Annotated in this window: 14 protein-coding genes; 6 read left to right on the forward strand and 8 right to left on the reverse strand. The window is 39.7% G+C overall.

Annotated elements, in window-relative coordinates:
• Positions 1–134: 134 nt before the first annotated feature.
• Both ABE099_RS10390 and lepA read right to left on the reverse strand, forming a co-directional pair.
• Positions 135–2,468: a glycoside hydrolase family 95 protein gene (locus ABE099_RS10390; RefSeq protein WP_430029986.1), complete on the reverse strand. Its 2,334-nt coding sequence runs from the start codon at positions 2,466–2,468 to the stop codon at positions 135–137.
• Positions 2,469–2,800: 332 nt separating this feature from the next.
• A complete protein-coding gene (lepA, locus tag ABE099_RS10395; RefSeq protein ID WP_430029988.1) occupies positions 2,801–4,615 on the reverse strand; it encodes a translation elongation factor 4 in 1,815 nt (604 codons plus the stop codon).
• 172 nt (positions 4,616–4,787) lie between these two features.
• Between lepA and ABE099_RS10400 the strand changes: the two genes are divergently transcribed.
• Complete coding sequence (locus tag ABE099_RS10400) at positions 4,788–5,045, forward strand: hypothetical protein (RefSeq protein ID WP_430029990.1); 258 nt, start codon at positions 4,788–4,790, stop codon at positions 5,043–5,045.
• A gap of 318 nt (positions 5,046–5,363) precedes the next feature.
• Here the strand turns inward: ABE099_RS10400 and ABE099_RS10405 are convergent, their stop codons facing one another.
• Positions 5,364–6,359, reverse strand: coding sequence for an acetylxylan esterase (locus ABE099_RS10405; RefSeq protein WP_430029993.1), 996 nt, complete (start codon positions 6,357–6,359; stop codon positions 5,364–5,366).
• A 56-nt stretch (positions 6,360–6,415) separates the two neighbouring features.
• Positions 6,416–7,438, reverse strand: a complete 1,023-nt coding sequence (locus tag ABE099_RS10410; RefSeq protein WP_430029995.1) for a glycoside hydrolase family 130 protein — start codon at positions 7,436–7,438, stop codon at positions 6,416–6,418.
• Between the two features lie 415 nt (positions 7,439–7,853).
• Here ABE099_RS10410 and ABE099_RS10415 point away from each other — a divergent pair, with 415 nt between their 5' ends.
• The 3 genes from ABE099_RS10415 to ABE099_RS10425 all read left to right on the forward strand — a co-directional run bounded on the left by ABE099_RS10415 (position 7,854) and on the right by ABE099_RS10425 (position 13,025).
• A complete protein-coding gene (locus ABE099_RS10415) occupies positions 7,854–8,885 on the forward strand; it encodes a substrate-binding domain-containing protein (protein ID WP_430029997.1) in 1,032 nt (343 codons plus the stop codon).
• 104 nt (positions 8,886–8,989) lie between these two features.
• Entirely contained in the window at positions 8,990–12,136 is a 3,147-nt protein-coding gene (locus ABE099_RS10420) for a GNAT family N-acetyltransferase (protein ID WP_430029999.1), read from the forward strand.
• Between the two features lie 22 nt (positions 12,137–12,158).
• The gene (locus ABE099_RS10425; RefSeq protein ID WP_430030001.1) at positions 12,159–13,025 is read left to right on the forward strand and encodes an amidohydrolase family protein; all 867 of its coding nucleotides are present in this window, start codon (positions 12,159–12,161) and stop codon (positions 13,023–13,025) included.
• A gap of 120 nt (positions 13,026–13,145) precedes the next feature.
• Here the strand turns inward: ABE099_RS10425 and ABE099_RS10430 are convergent, their stop codons facing one another.
• Entirely contained in the window at positions 13,146–13,496 is a 351-nt protein-coding gene (locus tag ABE099_RS10430; RefSeq protein ID WP_430030003.1) for an immunity protein Imm33 domain-containing protein, read from the reverse strand.
• Positions 13,497–13,703: 207 nt separating this feature from the next.
• Between ABE099_RS10430 and ABE099_RS10435 the strand changes: the two genes are divergently transcribed.
• Positions 13,704–14,918: an AGE family epimerase/isomerase gene (locus tag ABE099_RS10435; protein ID WP_430030005.1), complete on the forward strand. Its 1,215-nt coding sequence runs from the start codon at positions 13,704–13,706 to the stop codon at positions 14,916–14,918.
• A gap of 56 nt (positions 14,919–14,974) precedes the next feature.
• On the forward strand, positions 14,975–16,162 hold the full coding sequence (locus ABE099_RS10440) for a glycoside hydrolase family 130 protein (protein WP_430030007.1): 1,188 nt from the start codon (positions 14,975–14,977) through the stop codon (positions 16,160–16,162).
• 47 nt (positions 16,163–16,209) lie between these two features.
• Here ABE099_RS10440 and ABE099_RS10445 read toward each other — a convergent pair whose 3' ends face one another.
• The 3 genes from ABE099_RS10445 to ABE099_RS10455 all read right to left on the reverse strand — a co-directional run bounded on the left by ABE099_RS10445 (position 16,210) and on the right by ABE099_RS10455 (position 19,092).
• On the reverse strand, positions 16,210–17,286 hold the full coding sequence (locus tag ABE099_RS10445; protein ID WP_430030009.1) for a LacI family DNA-binding transcriptional regulator: 1,077 nt from the start codon (positions 17,284–17,286) through the stop codon (positions 16,210–16,212).
• Between the two features lie 88 nt (positions 17,287–17,374).
• A complete protein-coding gene (locus ABE099_RS10450; RefSeq protein WP_430030011.1) occupies positions 17,375–17,776 on the reverse strand; it encodes a hypothetical protein in 402 nt (133 codons plus the stop codon).
• A 29-nt stretch (positions 17,777–17,805) separates the two neighbouring features.
• The gene (locus ABE099_RS10455) at positions 17,806–19,092 is read right to left on the reverse strand and encodes a stage II sporulation protein P (protein ID WP_430030013.1); all 1,287 of its coding nucleotides are present in this window, start codon (positions 19,090–19,092) and stop codon (positions 17,806–17,808) included.
• Positions 19,093–19,142 lie beyond the last annotated feature (50 nt).

The following is a 19,142-nucleotide window of genomic DNA, read 5'->3' on the forward strand; positions in this document are numbered from 1 at the left end:
TCTTGTCTTTATTTAATTGTCTATATAACTGTGTAAAGACTTGATTAGCATAATGGATTTAATAGAAGTCGTCAACAAAGCGACCTTTAACCTAAATGAATTCATCCACTTAGGAAAACATCATCTTCAACAGGTTACTTTATCAGCTCTAAATAATGATTTAATTCATAGGTTTCACCTGACACCACCTGTATTTGAGCAGCATCTTGTCCACAGCGTATCCATATTGTGCTTGTCGTAGATGCCTTAATGTTAACCTGTTCAATTTTGCTGTTCTTCCAGCTAAAGCTAAGCTCAACGCCACCTCTAGCCCTTAATCCACTTACACTCCCCTCCGTCCAATGAGAAGGAATCGCAGGTAATAAATGAATTTCACCTTCATGACTTTGTATCAGCATTTCTGTAATAGCCGCAGTTCCCCCAAAATTTCCATCAATCTGAAAAGGAGGATGATCACAAAAAAGATTAGGTAATGTAGTATATCCTAACAAAGCCACAACGTTATCATAAGCAAGTTGTCCATCTTGCAGTCGTACCCACATATTTGCGATCCAAGCCCGACTCCATCCCGTATGCCCACCGCCATGCTGTAATCTACGTTCTAATGTTCGGCGCGCAGCCTGCGCCAATTGAGGCGTTTGCTTCATCGTAATCTGTTTTCCAGGATATAAAGCAAATAAATGAGAGATATGACGATGACCTAAATCCACCTCTTCGTAATCGTCCGCCCACTCCTGAATTTGACCATAACGCCCAATCTGAGGTTGTGGTATTTTTTGAAGCTGCTGCTTTAGTTTTGAAACAAATGCGTCTTGGATGCTTAGCTCCTCTGCGGCCTCAATACAGCTTTCAAATAATGCTGTAACAATTTGTGCGTCCATTGATGCCCCAGAGCACAATACGCCCACGTTCCCATTAGGTAACACATATTCATTTTCAGGAGAAATTGTGGGGCAAATAACCAATCTTCCTTCGTGATCCTCGATCAAATATTCAGAGAGAAACATTGCTGCTTCCTTCATCGTCTCATAGGCACGAGCTAAAAATTCCAAATCCCGACTGTATTCATAATGCTCCCACAAATGAAGACAAAGCCATGCCGCCCCCATTACCCATACGCTGGAGCTTAAGCACACATCCTGTGGCGCTGTATCTCCCCATATATCTGTATTATGATGAGCCATAAAACCGTTGCACCCATACATTTTGTTAGCTGTTACTCTTCCTGGCTCACGCATTATTTCTATTAAATCAAATAAAGGTAGATGGCAATCTGCTAGATTACATGCTTCACTGGGCCAATAGTTCATTTGAGTGTTGATATTAATCGTATATTTGCTATCCCACACAGGTAACATATCTTGATTCCAGATACCTTGAAGTGTTAGTGGCAATGAACCAGGGCGACTCCCTGCAATCATCAAATAACGTCCATATTGAAAATATAATGGAATGAGATCATCGTCACGTTCTCCAGCACGCACTCGTTCCAAACGAGCATCTGTTGGCAAATAATTGACGCTATCCCCGCTTGATCCACCTACTCTACTTGTTCCACTAGTCCCACCACTAGCTAGCTTAAACTGTACACGCTGAAACAAAGCTTGATAATCTGCGATATGCTCCCTTTTTAACTCATCATAAGCTTGCAAAGCTGCCTGCTCTATTCGTTTTACAGCACAACCTAAAGGATCAGCTTCTCTATACGTCGTAGCCGCCGCTAAGTAAATGGTGGCCTCATCTGCACCTTCGACGATAATGGAGTTACCGATTGTTTTTACGGTTCCACCGGTTACCTTTATTTTCATCGCACTTGCAAAGGAAACCGCGTCCTCCCCACCACATCTGCCCTTCATATATACACTGTCCTGTGACAATGCTTTATTTTCATCCAAATAGGCATTAAAGCCAACCTGATATTTAAACGTATACTTTGAAAACGGATCACGATTCCAGATTGAATTCCCTCTAGCAAGTTGGGTATGAAAAGATAAGCATCCTGATTGATCCGCAGTTAAATGTAAAACAAACACCCCAGCAGGAAAGCTTGTGAAAGCTTCACGATAATATGTCACCCCATTTTTAGTAAATGAGCTGGTCACTATTGCTGTCTCTAAATCAAGCGCTCTATAGTAGTTTTCTGTCTCTCCTTCTTCATCAAAAAAGAGAAATAAATTGCCTAACGTTTCATAATGACGTTGCCCCTCTGGTACACCTGTTAATGCAAAGGCTGCTAGCTTTTCCGCTTCTTTAATTTGCCCATTAAAAATCATGTCACGGATTTGTGGCAAATGCGTCAGTGTATCTGGATTGTTGCGATCTCTTGGCCCGCCATACCACACACTATCCTCATTCAGTTGAACCTGTTCAACATTGACACCACCATACACCATGGCGCCTAACTTTCCATTACCAAGTGGCAAGGCTTCATTCCAAGCCCCTGCAGGTTTGTCGTACCAAAGCTTCATTTATGAATACCTCCGTTCTACTGCTTAAATTGTAATATTTTAATTCAAAACCAAAGCCTCTAATAAAACGCTTACAAAAAAACATTGAATATGAGCACTTCCATAAATCATTTGATTTTAATATACATGTATCCATCATGTTGTACTTATTAAATATACTACTCATTAAAGTTAATACTAGCTTCAAAATATATATAATTCTAAAAAAAAGATAGGGAAAAGCCTAACTATTCAAAAAATATAAAAATCCCCACCCGCTATGTCCATTTCATAAAAAATGATCATAACAAGCAGGGATCTAGAATTATAAAAAAATTGAGTTAGGATTAAAGCTACTCGTCCAGCTTCAGCACAGCCATAAATGCCTCTTGCGGAACTTCTACACTGCCGACCTGCTTCATCCGTTTTTTACCTTCTTTTTGCTTCTCTAATAGCTTACGTTTACGTGAAATATCGCCACCATAACATTTAGCAAGTACGTTTTTACGCATCGCTTTAACGGTTTCACGTGCAACGACCTTTGTGCCCACTGAGGCTTGAATTGGAACTTCAAACATTTGACGTGGAATCAACTCACGTAGCTTCTCACAAATGACACGTCCACGTTGATAAGCACGATCCTTATGAACGATAAAGGACAATGCATCCACCTGCTCACTATTAAGCAAGATGTCCATTTTAACCAAGTTGGAACGTCTGTAGCCAGATAACTCATAGTCAAATGAAGCATAGCCCTTCGTTCCTGACTTCAGCTGATCAAAGAAATCATATACGATTTCAGACAATGGAATTTGATACGTAATCGTAACACGAGTTGTATCTAAATATTCCATGTTTACAAACTCGCCACGTTTGTTTTGGCACAACTCCATAACTGTTCCAACATAATCATTTGGTACAATAATCGCTGCCTTCACAAACGGCTCCTCAACAAAGTCAATCTTCCCAACCTCAGGATAGTTTGAAGGGTTGTCGATGACAATCATTTCCCCATTTGTTAAGGTAACATGATAAATAACGCTTGGCGCAGTTGTAATCAATGGAATATTAAATTCACGCTCAATCCGCTCTTGAATAACATCCATATGCAATAGTCCAAGGAAACCGCAACGGAAACCAAAACCAAGTGCACTTGATGTCTCAGGCTCAAAGCTAAGTGAAGCATCATTTAATTGAAGCTTTTCAAGCGCTTCACGTAAATCGTTGTAGTCAGAGGACTCAATTGGGTACAGTCCACAATATACCATTGGATTAATTTTGCGATAACCTGGTAATGCTTCTGGTGTAGGGTTCTTAGCATCAGTAACGGTATCCCCGACACGTGTGTCACCAACTGTTTTAATCCCAGCAACAATAAAACCTACATCCCCAATATTAAGCTCATCCACAATCGTCATCCGAGGCTTAAATGCACCAACCTCAATGACTTCAAACGTTTTGTTTGTTGCCATCATTTTAATTTTAGAGCCTGCTTTTATTTTTCCATCGATAACACGAACATACACAATAACCCCTTTGTACGGGTCATAATGCGAGTCAAAAATAAGCGCTTTAAGAGGCTTGTCCGGATCACCTGTTGGTGCTGGGACTTGCTTCACTACTTGCTCCAAAATTTCTTTAATGCCAATCCCTGCTTTTGCGGAAGCATGGACAGCATCAGTGGTATCTAGGCCAATGACATCTTCAATTTCTTGTTTTACACGATCAGGGTCCGCACTTGGTAAGTCAATTTTATTAATAACAGGCAAAATTTCAAGGTCGTTATCTAGCGCCAAATAAACGTTAGCCAACGTTTGCGCCTCAATCCCTTGCGCTGCATCTACAACAAGCAAAGCACCTTCACAAGCTGCCAAGCTTCTTGAAACCTCATACGTAAAATCGACGTGCCCTGGGGTATCAATTAAATTAAGTAAATACTCTTCACCATCATCTGCACGATAACTCAAACGCACTGCCTGTAGCTTGATTGTAATACCGCGCTCACGCTCCAAGTCCATATGATCCAGAACCTGTTCCTGCATTTCACGTGTCGTTAACGCGCCGGTATACTCCAAAATACGGTCTGCTAATGTTGACTTACCATGATCTATATGTGCGATGATACTAAAATTACGAATTTTTTCTTGTCTTGCTCTAATATCAGTCATTCCTTACCCCCACCAAAAATCATAAGAAGTACAATCAATTCATTATAGCAGTTGCAGTCATTCACATCAATGCCAAGCGTTGGGACTATGACAACTAATTCGCATTCATTAGGAAACAGAAAACTTTTGTGCTATGGTAAACTTAAATTTTTATCGTTTGGAGGTTAAGATCATGGGTAAATGGTTCAGGTCATTTCGTTTCTGGCTTTCGTTATTGGCAGTCATCGTCGTCATTATTAATTTTACTCAACATGATGATTACAATATCCTTCTAGCCTTGACCAGCCCTGTAATGTGGTTAGCCATAAACTTTCCTGCTGTACGCAAGATCCCTTTTCCAACTTCCTTAGTATATGCATTAACCATTTTATTTTGGTTTTTGATCGGCCTTGCGCTAGATAAAATAATACGAAGATTAAAATCAAAATAAATAAACCAGTTAACTCCTTGTAAAACAACAAGGCATTAGCTGGTTTTTTCAATCTACTTAAAGCATTTCTTGCATGTTATCTCTTTTAATTTAGGCTCAACCTTAAAATAAGTGCTTGACAATAGGCAAACTAAGCGGAGGAGCAGAGAGATGGTGGAAAAGCGATAGCGTCCGCCTTTAAAGTCCCACTTTTATCACTTCAAGACAAGTTATGAAAAAAGCGGGAATTTAACAGCGGTTGAAACCACTCTCTGCTACGTAGCGTCTCACTCCAAAGTTTGTCAAGCACTGATTACTATGTTGAGCCTTAATTCATATCTATAATTTCAGCAAAAACTGCAGCATATGATCACCTTGACCTGGCAAATATTCATGACCAAATTCATGGTATAACAGAAGTTCTTTTTCAGCCGTAATTTTGTTATAAGCTGCGAATTGAGTTGAAGGTGGACAAATTGGATCAGATAAACCCATCAGCCATAACACTTTTCCCCGAATACGTTCTGCAAGATTTTGAATATCGATGTAACCTAGTTTGTTGAATATCTCATCTTCTCGCTTATGATTAGGATCATATATTCGAAAGAAATAGGCTAGTTCCTCATAAGCAGAGGACGTAAGGTTGGATTGCCATGCTTTTTTATAATCACATAAAAATGGATACACGCACACCGCTAGCTTCACTCGTGGCTCTAATCCAGCACAAGCTACCGCAAGCGCACCACCTTGAGATACACCCTGCACACCAATTCTGTTTTCATCCACATGTGCCATTGACATTAATATACGTACACATTGTACCGTATCTAAAAATACATTGCGATAATATAAGTGATCTGGATCGCTATCCCCAAGTCCACGTACAACATGGCCTCGCAAGGTCATCCCTTGAACGGAAACAGTATCCTGAGAAAGCCCACCTTGACCCCGACAATCTAGCGCTAACACCGTTATTCCATGTGCCGCAAGGGTCACTTTATCAGACCAATCACCACTATCCACAGAGTAACCATGAAACTGCACTACACCAGCACCAACAAAAGAACAAGCACCTGTGCTAGCATTAGCACCTTTTCCTGTCATAGAAGTAGGCTTCACATATTTTGCATGAACTTTTGCACCACCTACACCTGTAAAATATAAATGATAGCATTCTGCAATTGGGGTTTGAAAAGCTGCGGGCACAAGCTCATAATATAACGATTGTTCATCTAGCTCAGTTAAGGCTCGCGCCCAATATTGATCAAAATCATCTGGCTTCGGGCTACTCCCCTTGTATTGGTATAACTGCTCTAAAGGCATTTCTAAATTCATATTACAAAATAACCTCCTGCTTCACCTAGGTACATGACACGAGTCAACTAAATTAACTAAATCAAGCCAAGCTCCGCATCCTCACCGACTTGCTCATGATTTGCAATACAATAATCCACAATTTCTTGTACTGTTGTATAAGCTACACCTACATAAGTATCTGTAGCGCCGTAATAAATCGCAATTTTGCCAGTTTCCGCATCATGTAGCGTTGCACAAGGGAACACAACATTATTTACAAAACCACGCTCTTCGTACCATTCTTCAGGAGTCAAAACAAAATTTTGACAGCGATACTTCACTTTCGAAGGTTCATCGATATCTAAAATAGCGACACCCATACTATACACAAACCCGTTACACGTTCCAGTTACCCCATGATAAAACATCAGCCAGCCTTCAGTTGTCTCAATTGGAGCAGGTCCCCCACCAATTTTAACGTTTTGCCACCAGCCATAGCCACCTCTGCTCATTACGTGCTTATGCTTACCCCAATATACAAGATCAGGACTTTCACTTATAAAAATATCACCAAACGGAGTATGACCGCTATCACTTGGGCGGGATAACATAATGAAGTTATCGTTTATTTTACGTGGGAATAACACACCATTCCGATTAAAAGGTAAAAACGGATTGCCTAAACGTACAAATGTTTTGAAATCCTTCGTTTTCGCGATACCAATTGCCGCACCATAAAAATCAGTACACCAAATGATGTAATACTCATCTTCGACCTTAACTAATCTAGGATCATAAGCAGAACGAGGATTAAAAGATTCCCCTTCCTCATTTACAAATTGAATTGGCTCCTTATCAATGTTCCAATCCAAGGCATCTTCACTCCAGCCTAAATGTAAGTGAGGACGACTGTTTGGCGACTCAGCACGAAATACTCCTACAAATTGCTCTCCATACACATTCACAGCACTATTAAATATTCTAGAAATCCCTTCCACAGGGTTGCGTTCAATCACTGGATTTTGCTGATGTCTCCATACAGGGCCTTGTGCTCCAGCTGGCTTTTCTTGCCATGGCATATTTTTTAAAACTTCTCCAATAATTCGTACCTCTGACATTATAAAAACTCCCCTCATATTTAAAAAATAAAATAGCTAACCTTGTTAAGTAATGATTAGCCTTTAACGAAAGGTAATCATAATCGTGAAAAAGATAGTTCCAATCAAAAACGACACTAGAGAAACCTTAACCGCACTCTTCTTACTAAATAGCAATACAAATAATGTAGTTAACAGCTAATAATTTATGCTTCACAATAAGCTTATGAATCTCTTATCCCCTCCAATATAACTTTAAGTTAATTTTGTCAGCGAAGTAATTAGTTAAGTTATAATTAAGTTATCGTTAACTTATAATTGAATCATATAATGAATACGTTTACAGGTCAATATGTTGTATACTACTTATTACATAAAGGTTCACATCAATTTTAGATTTACTTAATTTAAGATTTACTTTAATGGAGGATACATGATGAAAAGTAATATTACGATGCGCGATATCGCAAATCAGCTAGGTGTTAGCACGGTTACCGTTTCCAAGGCACTAGGTGATAAAGAAGGGGTAAGTGACGAGCTTAAACAAAAAATAAAACAGCTCGCAGCGCAGATGGGCTATCGCTACAACACGACAGCAAAAGCGATGAAGGAAGGGTTCTCCCATAACATCGGCGTCATTATTCCAGAACGCTTCACAGGTCTTGCTCAATCTTTTTACCTGATCGTCTATAAGCAAATTTCATTGTTACTTGAGCAAGCCGGTTATTTTGGCATACTGAGTATTTTAAGTGATGAAGATGAGGAGCAATTACAGATCCCCAAAATCTATGCTGAAAAAAAGGTGGATGGACTCATCATTTTAGGTCAAATCAGCAAAAGCTACATTCAACTCGTACAAGACATGGATTTACCTAAAGTATTTCTTGATTTTTATGATGAGCATTCAGATATTGATGCGATCGTGACAGATAACTTTTATGGTGCTTACGCAATAACGAATTATTTAATTTCACAAGGTCATACCAAAATTGCTTATGTAGGAAATATTAATTCCACTAGCAGTATACAGGATCGTTACCTTGGCTATTACAAGTCATTGCTTGAACACAACATTAAGTTAGATGAGAGCTTAGTTATATCTGATCGGGATGAGCGTGGAAAATATATTGAGCTTGAGTTGCCTAATTCTGAGCTTCCTGATTCGCCTCAAAATATGCCAACGGCTTTTGTGTGCAACTGTGATCAAATCGCATATTTATTAATACAAAAGCTTAAAAGCAAAGGCTATGCTGTGCCAAAGGATTGCTCCGTTGTTGGTTTTGACAATGATATTTATGCCACAATTGCAACACCTCATCTTACTACAATGGAAGTGAACTTTGAGCAGATGTCTAGTATCGCTGTGAAATATATCATTGATAAGCTCTCGTACCCAAGTCTTAAATTAGGGCGTGTACTAGTGCAAGGCACTATCATCCACCGCGAATCTGTCTCAAATATTAAGTAAACGTTAATTGTGATTAGCCTATTAAATCGTTTATGATGATAGTGAATTACAGATTCATCCATTTCATAAAATGCTTTTGATCTGACAGGAGGTTGAAGTAAACAATGACAGCTGCAAACATTACGATTGTAGAATATGAGCCTAAGTATGCCGACTCCATTGCAGAGATGTGGAACCAAAGCAATGAGAGCTGGGGTGGCGGAAATGTAATACGTACAGGGCAAGACGTTCAACGTGACGAGGCGCAAAATAAGCATTTACATGTTTTTTTAGCACTAGTAGGTGAGGAGGTTGTTGGCTACTGTAGCTTTAACTACTATCAAGAGGATGAAGGCGCGTTATATATTGCTTTACTGAATGTTAGACCTGATTTTCATGGACGTAAGGTTGGAAAGTCACTTGTACTTAGAGCCGTGCAGGCTACCATCGAGCTTGGTTGGCCAAGAGTAGATTTGTACACATGGCCAGGAAATACGAAGGCAGTACCGACGTACAAAAAATGTGGCTTCTTTTGGGAAAAAAGAGATGAGACTACTCATCTAATGAATTTCATTCCTACCGTTTTGCAGACTGAGGCTGTTCGTGATTATTTTGATACTGCAGATTGGTATGCAGATGGGAAACGTGATCTTACTGTTCAGCCGGATGGGGAGCACATCAATGGGTTTGATTACTTCACTTATCATTGGGTGCATGATGGACAGCTACTTAAAATTGATTTTGAGCGTACAGGTCGGGGTATTCGTTTAATCGAAACTAACGATTATTTAATTAAAGCTGATATTCCTCAGCACAAGTTACCTTATGGGACAAGTTATCCTATCACCTATACCATTCACAATAAAAGTGGCAAACCATTGCAAGTATCCCTAGAAGGGATTTCTAATAAAAATATTCAGTTTGATTTGAACGAAACGATAGAAGTACAAGATAAAACCGTGATCGAAGGGCATTTCTTGGTACAGCCAATCCAGCAGGAAATTAATAAATGGCGTACCCATCCCATTGTCGAAACAGCTGTTCTTATTAATGGTCTACAAGCAAGCTTTAAAACGGGGGTTTATCCTGTTTTTCCAATCAAGCTCGCGATGGGCTCGGAGCACAGTGAATTTTACTTAGGACAGCAAGCCAACTTCTACCTCACGTTAGAAAATCATTATGATGAGGAGGTTGTCACTACTTTTACTTTACCCGTAAATGATTTGATCGCTTTTGATGATCAAGTCTATACGCTAACGATTCCTGCTAAAGGGCGTTATAGCCTCCCCGTACAAGGGTTAGTAACCCAATATGGGTTGTATACCGAAGCTCTACAGCTCACAGTTCAGTTAGAACATGAGCAAGCAAGGGTAGAAAGTGAGTTAACTGCACTTGTACATGGACGAAGTGGTGTATTTTCTGGTGAAAACAGCCATCAATGGGTCATTGGTAACGGAAATCGCTTAGCAAGCCTTAATCGCTATCAAAATGAAATTTCCATCATTGATGTGCGTCGTAATCATGTTGTCGCAAGTTTACCTCTTGCCAAGCTAGGTCCACCTTTTAGCAATAAATACGACCAAAAACCTCCACTTGAGGTCAGCTTTAACGTAATGAGTGACAGCATTGTATTGGAAGCACATTATGCACTAGAAGGATACGATAATGTACAGCTTATTGCTTATGTTAGCCTTTATAATAATGGACTTGCAACGCTCTATTATCGAATTCACAACTTATCTCAGCAAGCCATTCCAGAAATGCTGGAGCTAAAGGAAAAGTTTTATTTCGGTATAGAAAATTCAATTTTACCTTATAATCATCAATTTCTTGATCTTAGACAACCTCCTTATGCAAAAACTAGAAACTATTACAAAGCTGAACATTTTACAGAAAACTGGATGTTCACTTATACGGATACAGGAAGCTATGGAATGAGTTGGCCAGAACAATGCAGCTTGGAACAGGAAGGTTATCAACATGCTACTCATCAAAAGATAGGTTCACTACAAGCAGGTAGTTATGCCGATAGCGTTCCATACATTTTTAGTGTAGGTACATTTTCAGAATGGGATGAATTTAGAGATTATGTTCGCAAAACCCAAGCGCCTCCTTCTCCACCATTAAGTAAGCCGATGGAGTATATTTTAAATGATGGGAATCCATTTATAAGTGATACTCTACAAATAAAGTTACGCGAACATAAAAAAACAAGCTTAACTGGAGCCGTAAGGATAAGCTCGAAGCTTGGTAGTATCGCTACGGATACCTACCCTGTTCAGCTTGAAAACAATCCAAGTGAGGTCCAATTTTCTACCCCTCATGGGAGCATTGCATATGCTTGTGATTCAACTTCTGATGGGGATACGGGAATGACAATGGATATCGTAGAAACCACTTTGGACTTTGATACCTTTCTATTACAAAAGCAATCGGTTGTTTTCCCTATAGGTACAGATGAGGTTGTACAGCAAGAAATCATAGAGCAAGAAAAACCAGTTTTGACTGTAAATAATGGGAGCCTTTCGATTTCAGCAAGCTCCGATTATGCCCCTTCTTTGTTCTCATTATGTTATAAAGAGCAAGAATGGCTAGATGCTTCTTTTCCAAAGGCACAACCAAAAGCGTGGTGGAACCCTTGGCTTGGTGGAATTTCCACACACCCTAGCAATATTTCTCTCCTTTCGTTGATGGAGGAAAAACGGTGGGCTGAATTTGCTAAGCTCCATGACAACAAAGGAAATGTGTGGTCAGGCATTAAAATGACGATTTCGATTGAAAAAAACGAGATTTATAAGGGCCTTATTTACCATCAATATTTCTTATTGCTGCCAGGTGTGCCTGTTTTGGCTACCGTCGTTGAAGTGGATCAGCAGACTAATACTTCTTATCATCCTTTGTCTATGTCAACATGGAGCTTTTTTAAGACAGCAGAGGAGCTAACTCATAGCCGAGTTTCCTATCAAAATGAGCAAGGTGACAAAATCCAATTTAAAGTGGGTACAGCAGATATCGAGTTTACCTTTGATGATGTGATCCACTATCATTCCACTGAAAGAGGGCAAAAGCTAACTTTAGTTAGCAATCCAAATAAAGGAAACTGCTATAGCTATATTGATAATCAAGTAATTTCTTCAATTACGATTCAAACGCATCAAGCCAAGCATGGCGCTCATTTTTTAACCAATCCACAATTTTATGTCCTAAATGAGCTAGAAGCGTCAAAAGCAGCTTACGCTGATTTACTGAACCTCACATTTACGCTCTCATAATCAATATTGGAGGTAAGGCAACTTGAAAATCATTGATGCCCATATTCATTTTTCAAATATAGCAAGCTTTCATGATACTGCAAAATCTTTAGCTCACATTGATTATTCTGCAACTGGTTTAGCGGTGGAATTTCAACAGGCAGGCGTTGTCGCGGCGATTGGTATGGGAGTAACAGAAACGCAAGAAGGTGGTTTTCCTGATCTGAAAGCTAAAAATCCGATGGGGCTTGATTTAAGCGCCCCCCTCCCTGCTAACGTTTTTACTTGTGTTGGTATTAATCCACATACACTACATGAGTCGGGTCAGTTAGCACAGTTAGAGCAAGCTCTACAGCAAACTCATGTCGTAGGAATTAAGCTATACGCAGGATATTATCATTACGCTGTTCATGATCCCATATATGACCCAGTGTATAAGCTGGCTGCTACGTATCAAGTTCCTGTTGTCATCCACGGTGGGTTAACCTATTCTGATCGAGGTTTACTCAAATACTCACATCCACTAGCGATGGAGGAAGCCATCATGAAGCATCGGGATATTAATTTTATGATTTGTCATCTTGGTGATCCATGGGTGATGGATACGGCAGCAATGCTTGAAAAAAATGAAAACCTATATGCAGATTTATCAGGCTGGATCGTTGGCGATGCGGCTAAGGTGCAGCGACTGATGAAAGAGCAGACATATACCGATCATTTCCGTCGTGCGCTCGTCTTTGCTGAGCGATATGATAAAGTATTGTTTGGCACAGATTGGCCATTGATTCCAGTTGGGGCTTATATTGAATTTGTTAAAAATTTAATTCCAGAACCTCACTGGGAAGAAGTTTTTTACTCGAATGCACTAAACGTATTTCCGAAGTTAAAATCAGCGTTAGCTAATTTATAGGTTGAGCATATACGCTAACGACAGCTAATACGAAATTTACATTAGCCATAATGGGATTTAAAAAAAGCATCCAACTAACTAGGCAAACGCTCGCGTTCATCACAGTTAGTGGATGCTTTTTTACGATTTTAAAATCGCTTCGTCAAACCATACATCTTCATAGTCATCTGCTATTATAAATCGCCAACCAGGACTAAGACCTAAATACTTCTCAATACCAGGCACCCACTCTTCAACATGTGCGACATGTAAAGGAACAAAAAAATCATCAGCTTGTGACATCTCTTCTCCTGCCCATATATACCAGCCCGTTGTACTATTTTCAGGCTGAATACGCAAGCCATGTATCGGTATTATGCCCTCCCTTACATTTAAAGATATTCCTACTTTTAAATGACTAGGAGCCTCACAAAAGGAAGCATTATATTTGGTGCACATTTGTTTTTGTTGATTTAAAGTATGCTCTCTCATCTAACTTAACGTCCCCTCTCGCTTTAGATTACTATTACAAACTTAAACGGTGAGTTATATTTTTAAACTACGATTGCAATCCATTCCTATCTCATAGGTTAACAAAAATTAGTTTTAAGTCATAAAGAAATGTGAATGCAATTATATTGTTATATAACAACAATAAAATAAAATAACAAACAAGCAGTAAAAAGGAGTGAGCTTGTTATGCATGTCGATATTGAAAAATGGAAGCATGCCTTACAGAAGGAGCTTGAAGCTAACATTTTACCGTTTTGGTTAATACACGCCAAAGATGTTAAACATGGTGGCTTTATTGGGCAAATCAATCAGGATATGGCCATTGTTCACGACGCAAATAAAAGCCTCGTCCTTGCTGCCCGCATATTATGGACCTTTTCAGCTGCCTATCGGTTTACTGACAAACAGGACTATTTAGACATGGCGCACTACGCCTATACCTCCTTATTTGAGTTATTTGAAGATGAACAATATGGAGGTTTTTATTGGCTGATCGACTATAAAGGAAATCCAATAGAAACCAAGAAACAGGTGTATGGGCAAGCCTTTGTCATTTATGCTTTGACAGAGTATTTTTTAGCTACTGGTTGCGAGGTTGCATTAGTTAACGGAATTGCTTTATTCCATTTGCTAGAACAACATAGCTATGACACGGAGCATAGGGGCTACTTTGAGGCGTTTTCTAGGGAATGGTGCGCAACCGACAATTTATCCTTGAGTGATAAGGACTTAAATGAGAAAAAATCAATGAACACCCATCTACATGTTTTGGAAGCCTATACTCAGCTTTATCGGGTGTGGAAATCTCCACTTTTAGCGCAAAAGCTAACTGAATTAATAGAAATTACACTTCATCATATTATTAATCTAGATAATCATCACTTTTTACTATTTTTTGATGAGCAATGGAATAGCAAAAGCAATGCGATCTCATATGGTCATGACATTGAGGGTAGCTGGCTATTATATGAAGCTGCTCAAGTGCTGGGGAATGAAAAATTGTTGGCCAAAGTGAAAGGAATTGTCATTTCAATGGCGAATGCAACACTTCATGAAGGAATTGACCATGATGGTGGCATATGGAATGAAGGAAATGAAACAGGCATAACAAATGCTAACAAGGATTGGTGGCCCCAAGCCGAAGCCATGGTTGGTTTTTTTAATGCCTTTCAGCTTACAGATGATCCTCGTTTTTATGAAGCCGCCTTACATTCATGGCAGTTTATTCAAAATTGTATCGTTGATAAAGTAAATGGGGAATGGCTGTGGGGTGTTGATCCAAGCGGAAAACCACTGCCAAATGAACCTAAACTAAGTGCTTGGAAATGCCCTTATCACAATAGCAGAGCCTGTATAGAAATGCTGCACCGTTTATCTATGTCATCAGATGAAATCAACTAAATTTATATTCGTTCTATTTTTTATATTAATAGCTCTTAAAAACTGGAGGTTCTTCGATGGCAACTGTATTTGAACAACGCAAATATGTACTGAGTAATCATTATGAACAGCTTATATCACGTCCCAATCCCCCGCTGACACTTAGCAACGGAATATTTCAACGTTATGAGCATCCTATATTAACCGCAGCACACACTCCTTTATTTTGGAGATATGATTTTAACCCTGACACTAACCCTTATTTTATGGAGCGTATGGGGATTAACGCTGTTTTTAATCCTGGAGCAATTGAGATTGACGGACGTTATTTATTAGCTGTACGTGTCGAAGGGGTAGATCGCAAATCATTTTTTGCTATCGCTGAAAGCACTTCCCCTACAGAGGGCTTTAGGTTTTGGGAATATCCTATTGTTATGTCTGAAAATGATCAGCCTGACATTAACATTTATGACATGCGTTTATGTAAACATGAAGATGGCTATATTTATGGACTGTTTTGCACAGAACGTAAAGATCCAAATGCGCCTAGTGGTGACCTCTCAAGTGCGGTTGCGGCTTGCGGAATTGCAAGAACAACGGATTTAAAGGAATGGGAGCGGCTAGATGATTTGATCACCCCATCCCCACAACAACGAAATGTTGTCTTACACCCCGAATTTGTAAATGGACACTATGCTTTTTATACACGACCACAGGATGGCTTTATTGAAACTGGATCAGGCGGGGGCATCGGCTGGGGACTTGCAAAAAACATTGAACACGCTGTAATTGAAAAAGAAATTATTATAGATGAACGTCAGTATCATACCATCAAGGAAGTAAAAAATGGGCAAGGCCCTGCGCCAATCCGCACATCAGAGGGATGGCTTCATATTGCGCATGGGGTACGAAATACCGCTGCTGGCTTGCGTTATGTATTATATTCGTTTTTAACTGACCTGCAAGAGCCATGGCGTATCATTTACGCTCCAGGAGGATATCTACTTGCTCCCGAAGACGAGGAACGCGTGGGTGATGTCTCCAATGTTGTATTTTGCAATGGAGTTATCGCTAGAGACAATGGTGAGGTCTACATTTATTATGCTTCTTCAGATACAAAAATTCATGTGGCGGCAACCTCTATCAAAAAGCTGCTGGATTACGTAAAAAATACACCCCAAGACGCCTTACGCTCTTTTGCTTGTGTAGAGCAACGCAACTCTTTTATTCAAAGAAATTTATGTTACTTGCACAGCAATAAATAAGTCTCGAGGATGCTCATGCGTATTAGAATAATATGTCCTTGTCTTTTTCAAAATAATGTCTCCTGTGTAATCTGCTCTATGGCACGACTTGACTCACGAGGAACAAGCTCAACGGATAGCAATGTTTTTTCAAAGATTGTCAAGGAATTTGCAACACGATTTAACAGCTTTATGACAGCGACTTTGCCAAGCTGCGCTTTGGGTACATCTACAGTAGTTAAGGTTGGCTTAGACAGCGTAGCATCAGCAATATTATCAAACCCAGTGACGGTCATATGTGTTGGAACCTGTATACCTAATTGAGTTAAAAGCTGTATCACTGTGAGGGCGATATGATCGTTTGCACAGATTAAGGCTGTAGGAAGCTTTCCTGCGGCTTTTTGTCTTTTAATCCAAAATGTTACCTCTTCTTCATATCCACCAGTTTCAATATTAGGTAAGTTTAGCATGGGATCATGACGATCCTGTGGAATAAGGTCTTGATCTTCTAGCACATGACGATAACCGATCCAACGATCGCAAAAGCTACTTGAAAAGGATAAATTACCTAAAAAGTGCAAATGGCGATGACCTAAACCGATGAGGTGATTCACTAGCCTTGCCATTCCATCCATATTATTAGCGAATATCGTGTCACACGGAATTAATGGATCTTCATGATCTACGAATACCATCGGTAAGTCCAATGCTCGTACCTCAAGTAAAAGTGAGGTTTCCATTTGCCCGATTCCAATGATTCCCAATAAGCCTTGCGGATTCAAGGCACTAATAATGTGCTCTCCTTTAGACTCAGACATAATAATCATCCCTAGGCCTTGGTTTTCCAGCTCCTGAGAAATTCCTTCTAGCACTTTACCCCAATATAACGAATCTTTATTTTGAAAACGAATATTAGGCATAAATACAAGCACAGTCTTTTTACCCTCTAAATGCTCTGCTTCCATCAATCGCTTGGCAGATGCATATCTATTTTTTTGTGCAAAATAGCCTAATTGGCTTGCCGCTTCAATTACTCTTGCACGTGTGGTGTCATGTACACCTTCTTTGCCAGATAACGCCTTAGACACCACAAACTTCGATACGCCTAAATGATCCGCAATCTGTTGCATTGTAATTTTCTTCACTTCTATTCCCTCCGGCTCGGCTCAATCTCATCTAAAATAATCTAACACTTATTATATCAAACCGAACGGGAACAATGTAACGTGCCAATTATTCAGTAGTCCCAAATAATGAAGCAACCCAATGTATGCCTTGCTTAGACAATTTTTGAAGTAAATTAGCTGTTTTATCGGCAAACTTATCTACTGAAGGCTTAGTAGCTGGTGGTAGCAATATATCTGCGGGTGCAGTTATTGTTGGTGCTGTAGAAGGTGCTGACTGAGCCTGCAGTTGTTGTCCTTGCTGTACTTGCTGACCCTGCTGTACTTGCCCTAGTTGCCCGATTTGCCCCGTTTGCTCGGTTTGCTGGGTTTGAACTTGAGGCTGCTGAACGTAATATTGCGGTGCACCATACGTATCTTTATTCCCCGACTCTGCTAGCTGCATGCCAAAGGTAACCCCTGCAACAAGTAACACACCATACAAAAATAACTTTTTTATGTCGTTTGACATTCCATACACCCCCAATTAGTAATAAGTTGTTATTTCCCTTTGCCATCTACCTTTTTAGCATCTTGAGCTTCCCAAAAAATATTTGACAAAATGTCAGCAAGTACTTTCGTTGTTCGCGCTAATTCCTCCTTGCTATTATCGATGCCACCAATTTCAATTAAAATGCTATTTTCAGATAAGGATTGATTGTATTCCCCATTGCCTTGACTTGATGTTTTGCCCCAAATCCCTCGTGACAGACCTGGATAGTCCTTTTCCATTCGTTCGTGAATAGAGCTAGCAAACTGTTCATTTTTCCGCCAATTTTTGTTGCCATGTCCGATTATAAAATAAACCTGTGCATAGTTTTCACCATTAATTGTTGTTGTTGTTTTACCATGACGTTGTGAATCTCGATGTATATCGATAAAATACTCCAGCTGTCCATTTTCAGCCATTGCTTTTTTGACCGTCTCTCGTGAATATTTGTAGGAATAGTTATAGTTGTAATTACTAACCGTTGATGCGTAATCTTGAACCTTATGCAAGGTGTCAATGCCATTACGCTCCAATTCTGTTTTCAACATGTCCCCTACCACCGCGATATTTTTTTTAGGATCAGAGGAGCCAGGGTTTTTACTTTCCTTCCCTATTAATGGATTATATGATTCTTGTGGGTGAGAATGATAAATCATCACTATATTTTTGCCTGTAAGCTTTACTTCTTGTTGGTTTGGATCTTTTTCTGGTGAGGTAGGGTCGGTTTTTCCAGGGGGTGACGTATTGGGCTCTTTGTTGGGCTGCGAATTCCCCTGTGGGTCCTTTGGTTCTGTCGGACTTGTAGGATCTGAGGGGTCTACCTCTGACTGCTGTCCAATGTCATGTGGTGCTGTCTCATCTGTTCGATAATCCTCTGGAGCTGAGGTTCCATCATTACCTGAGCCTGCGCGTAACAAAATGGGACTATCCGCACCAAGCGCTGGAATTTCTCTAGCTAGCAAGCTTTTAGGGTCTGAGGGGTTAACATCCGTTAACATTTGAAAGACGACATTCGCGATTTTTTTACCATCAAAAACGGATCCCTCCTCACTAGTTGTACTATGAGGCAATTCCATTCCGATCATATTAATAAAAAAGTGACTTGATAGAGAACTAGCTAGTCCTTTCATAGAGCTGACGGGAGATGTATTCAAATGCTTTTCAGCAATACCGCTTATTCCAAGCAATACAAAAAACACAATAGAGAGTAACGATAAAACAAGTAAGGTTTGTCCCATAGCTAATATATGCATAATATTTCTTTTAAATTTGGCAATGTTTAGTGCGCGAAATCTCATAGATTTGTGCCTCCTTGGTATGGTGCAAATACTAGTTCTTTATCAAACTT

Source organism: Paenibacillus turicensis (genome assembly GCF_050461185.1).
GTDB lineage: Bacteria > Bacillota > Bacilli > Paenibacillales > Paenibacillaceae > Fontibacillus > Fontibacillus turicensis_A.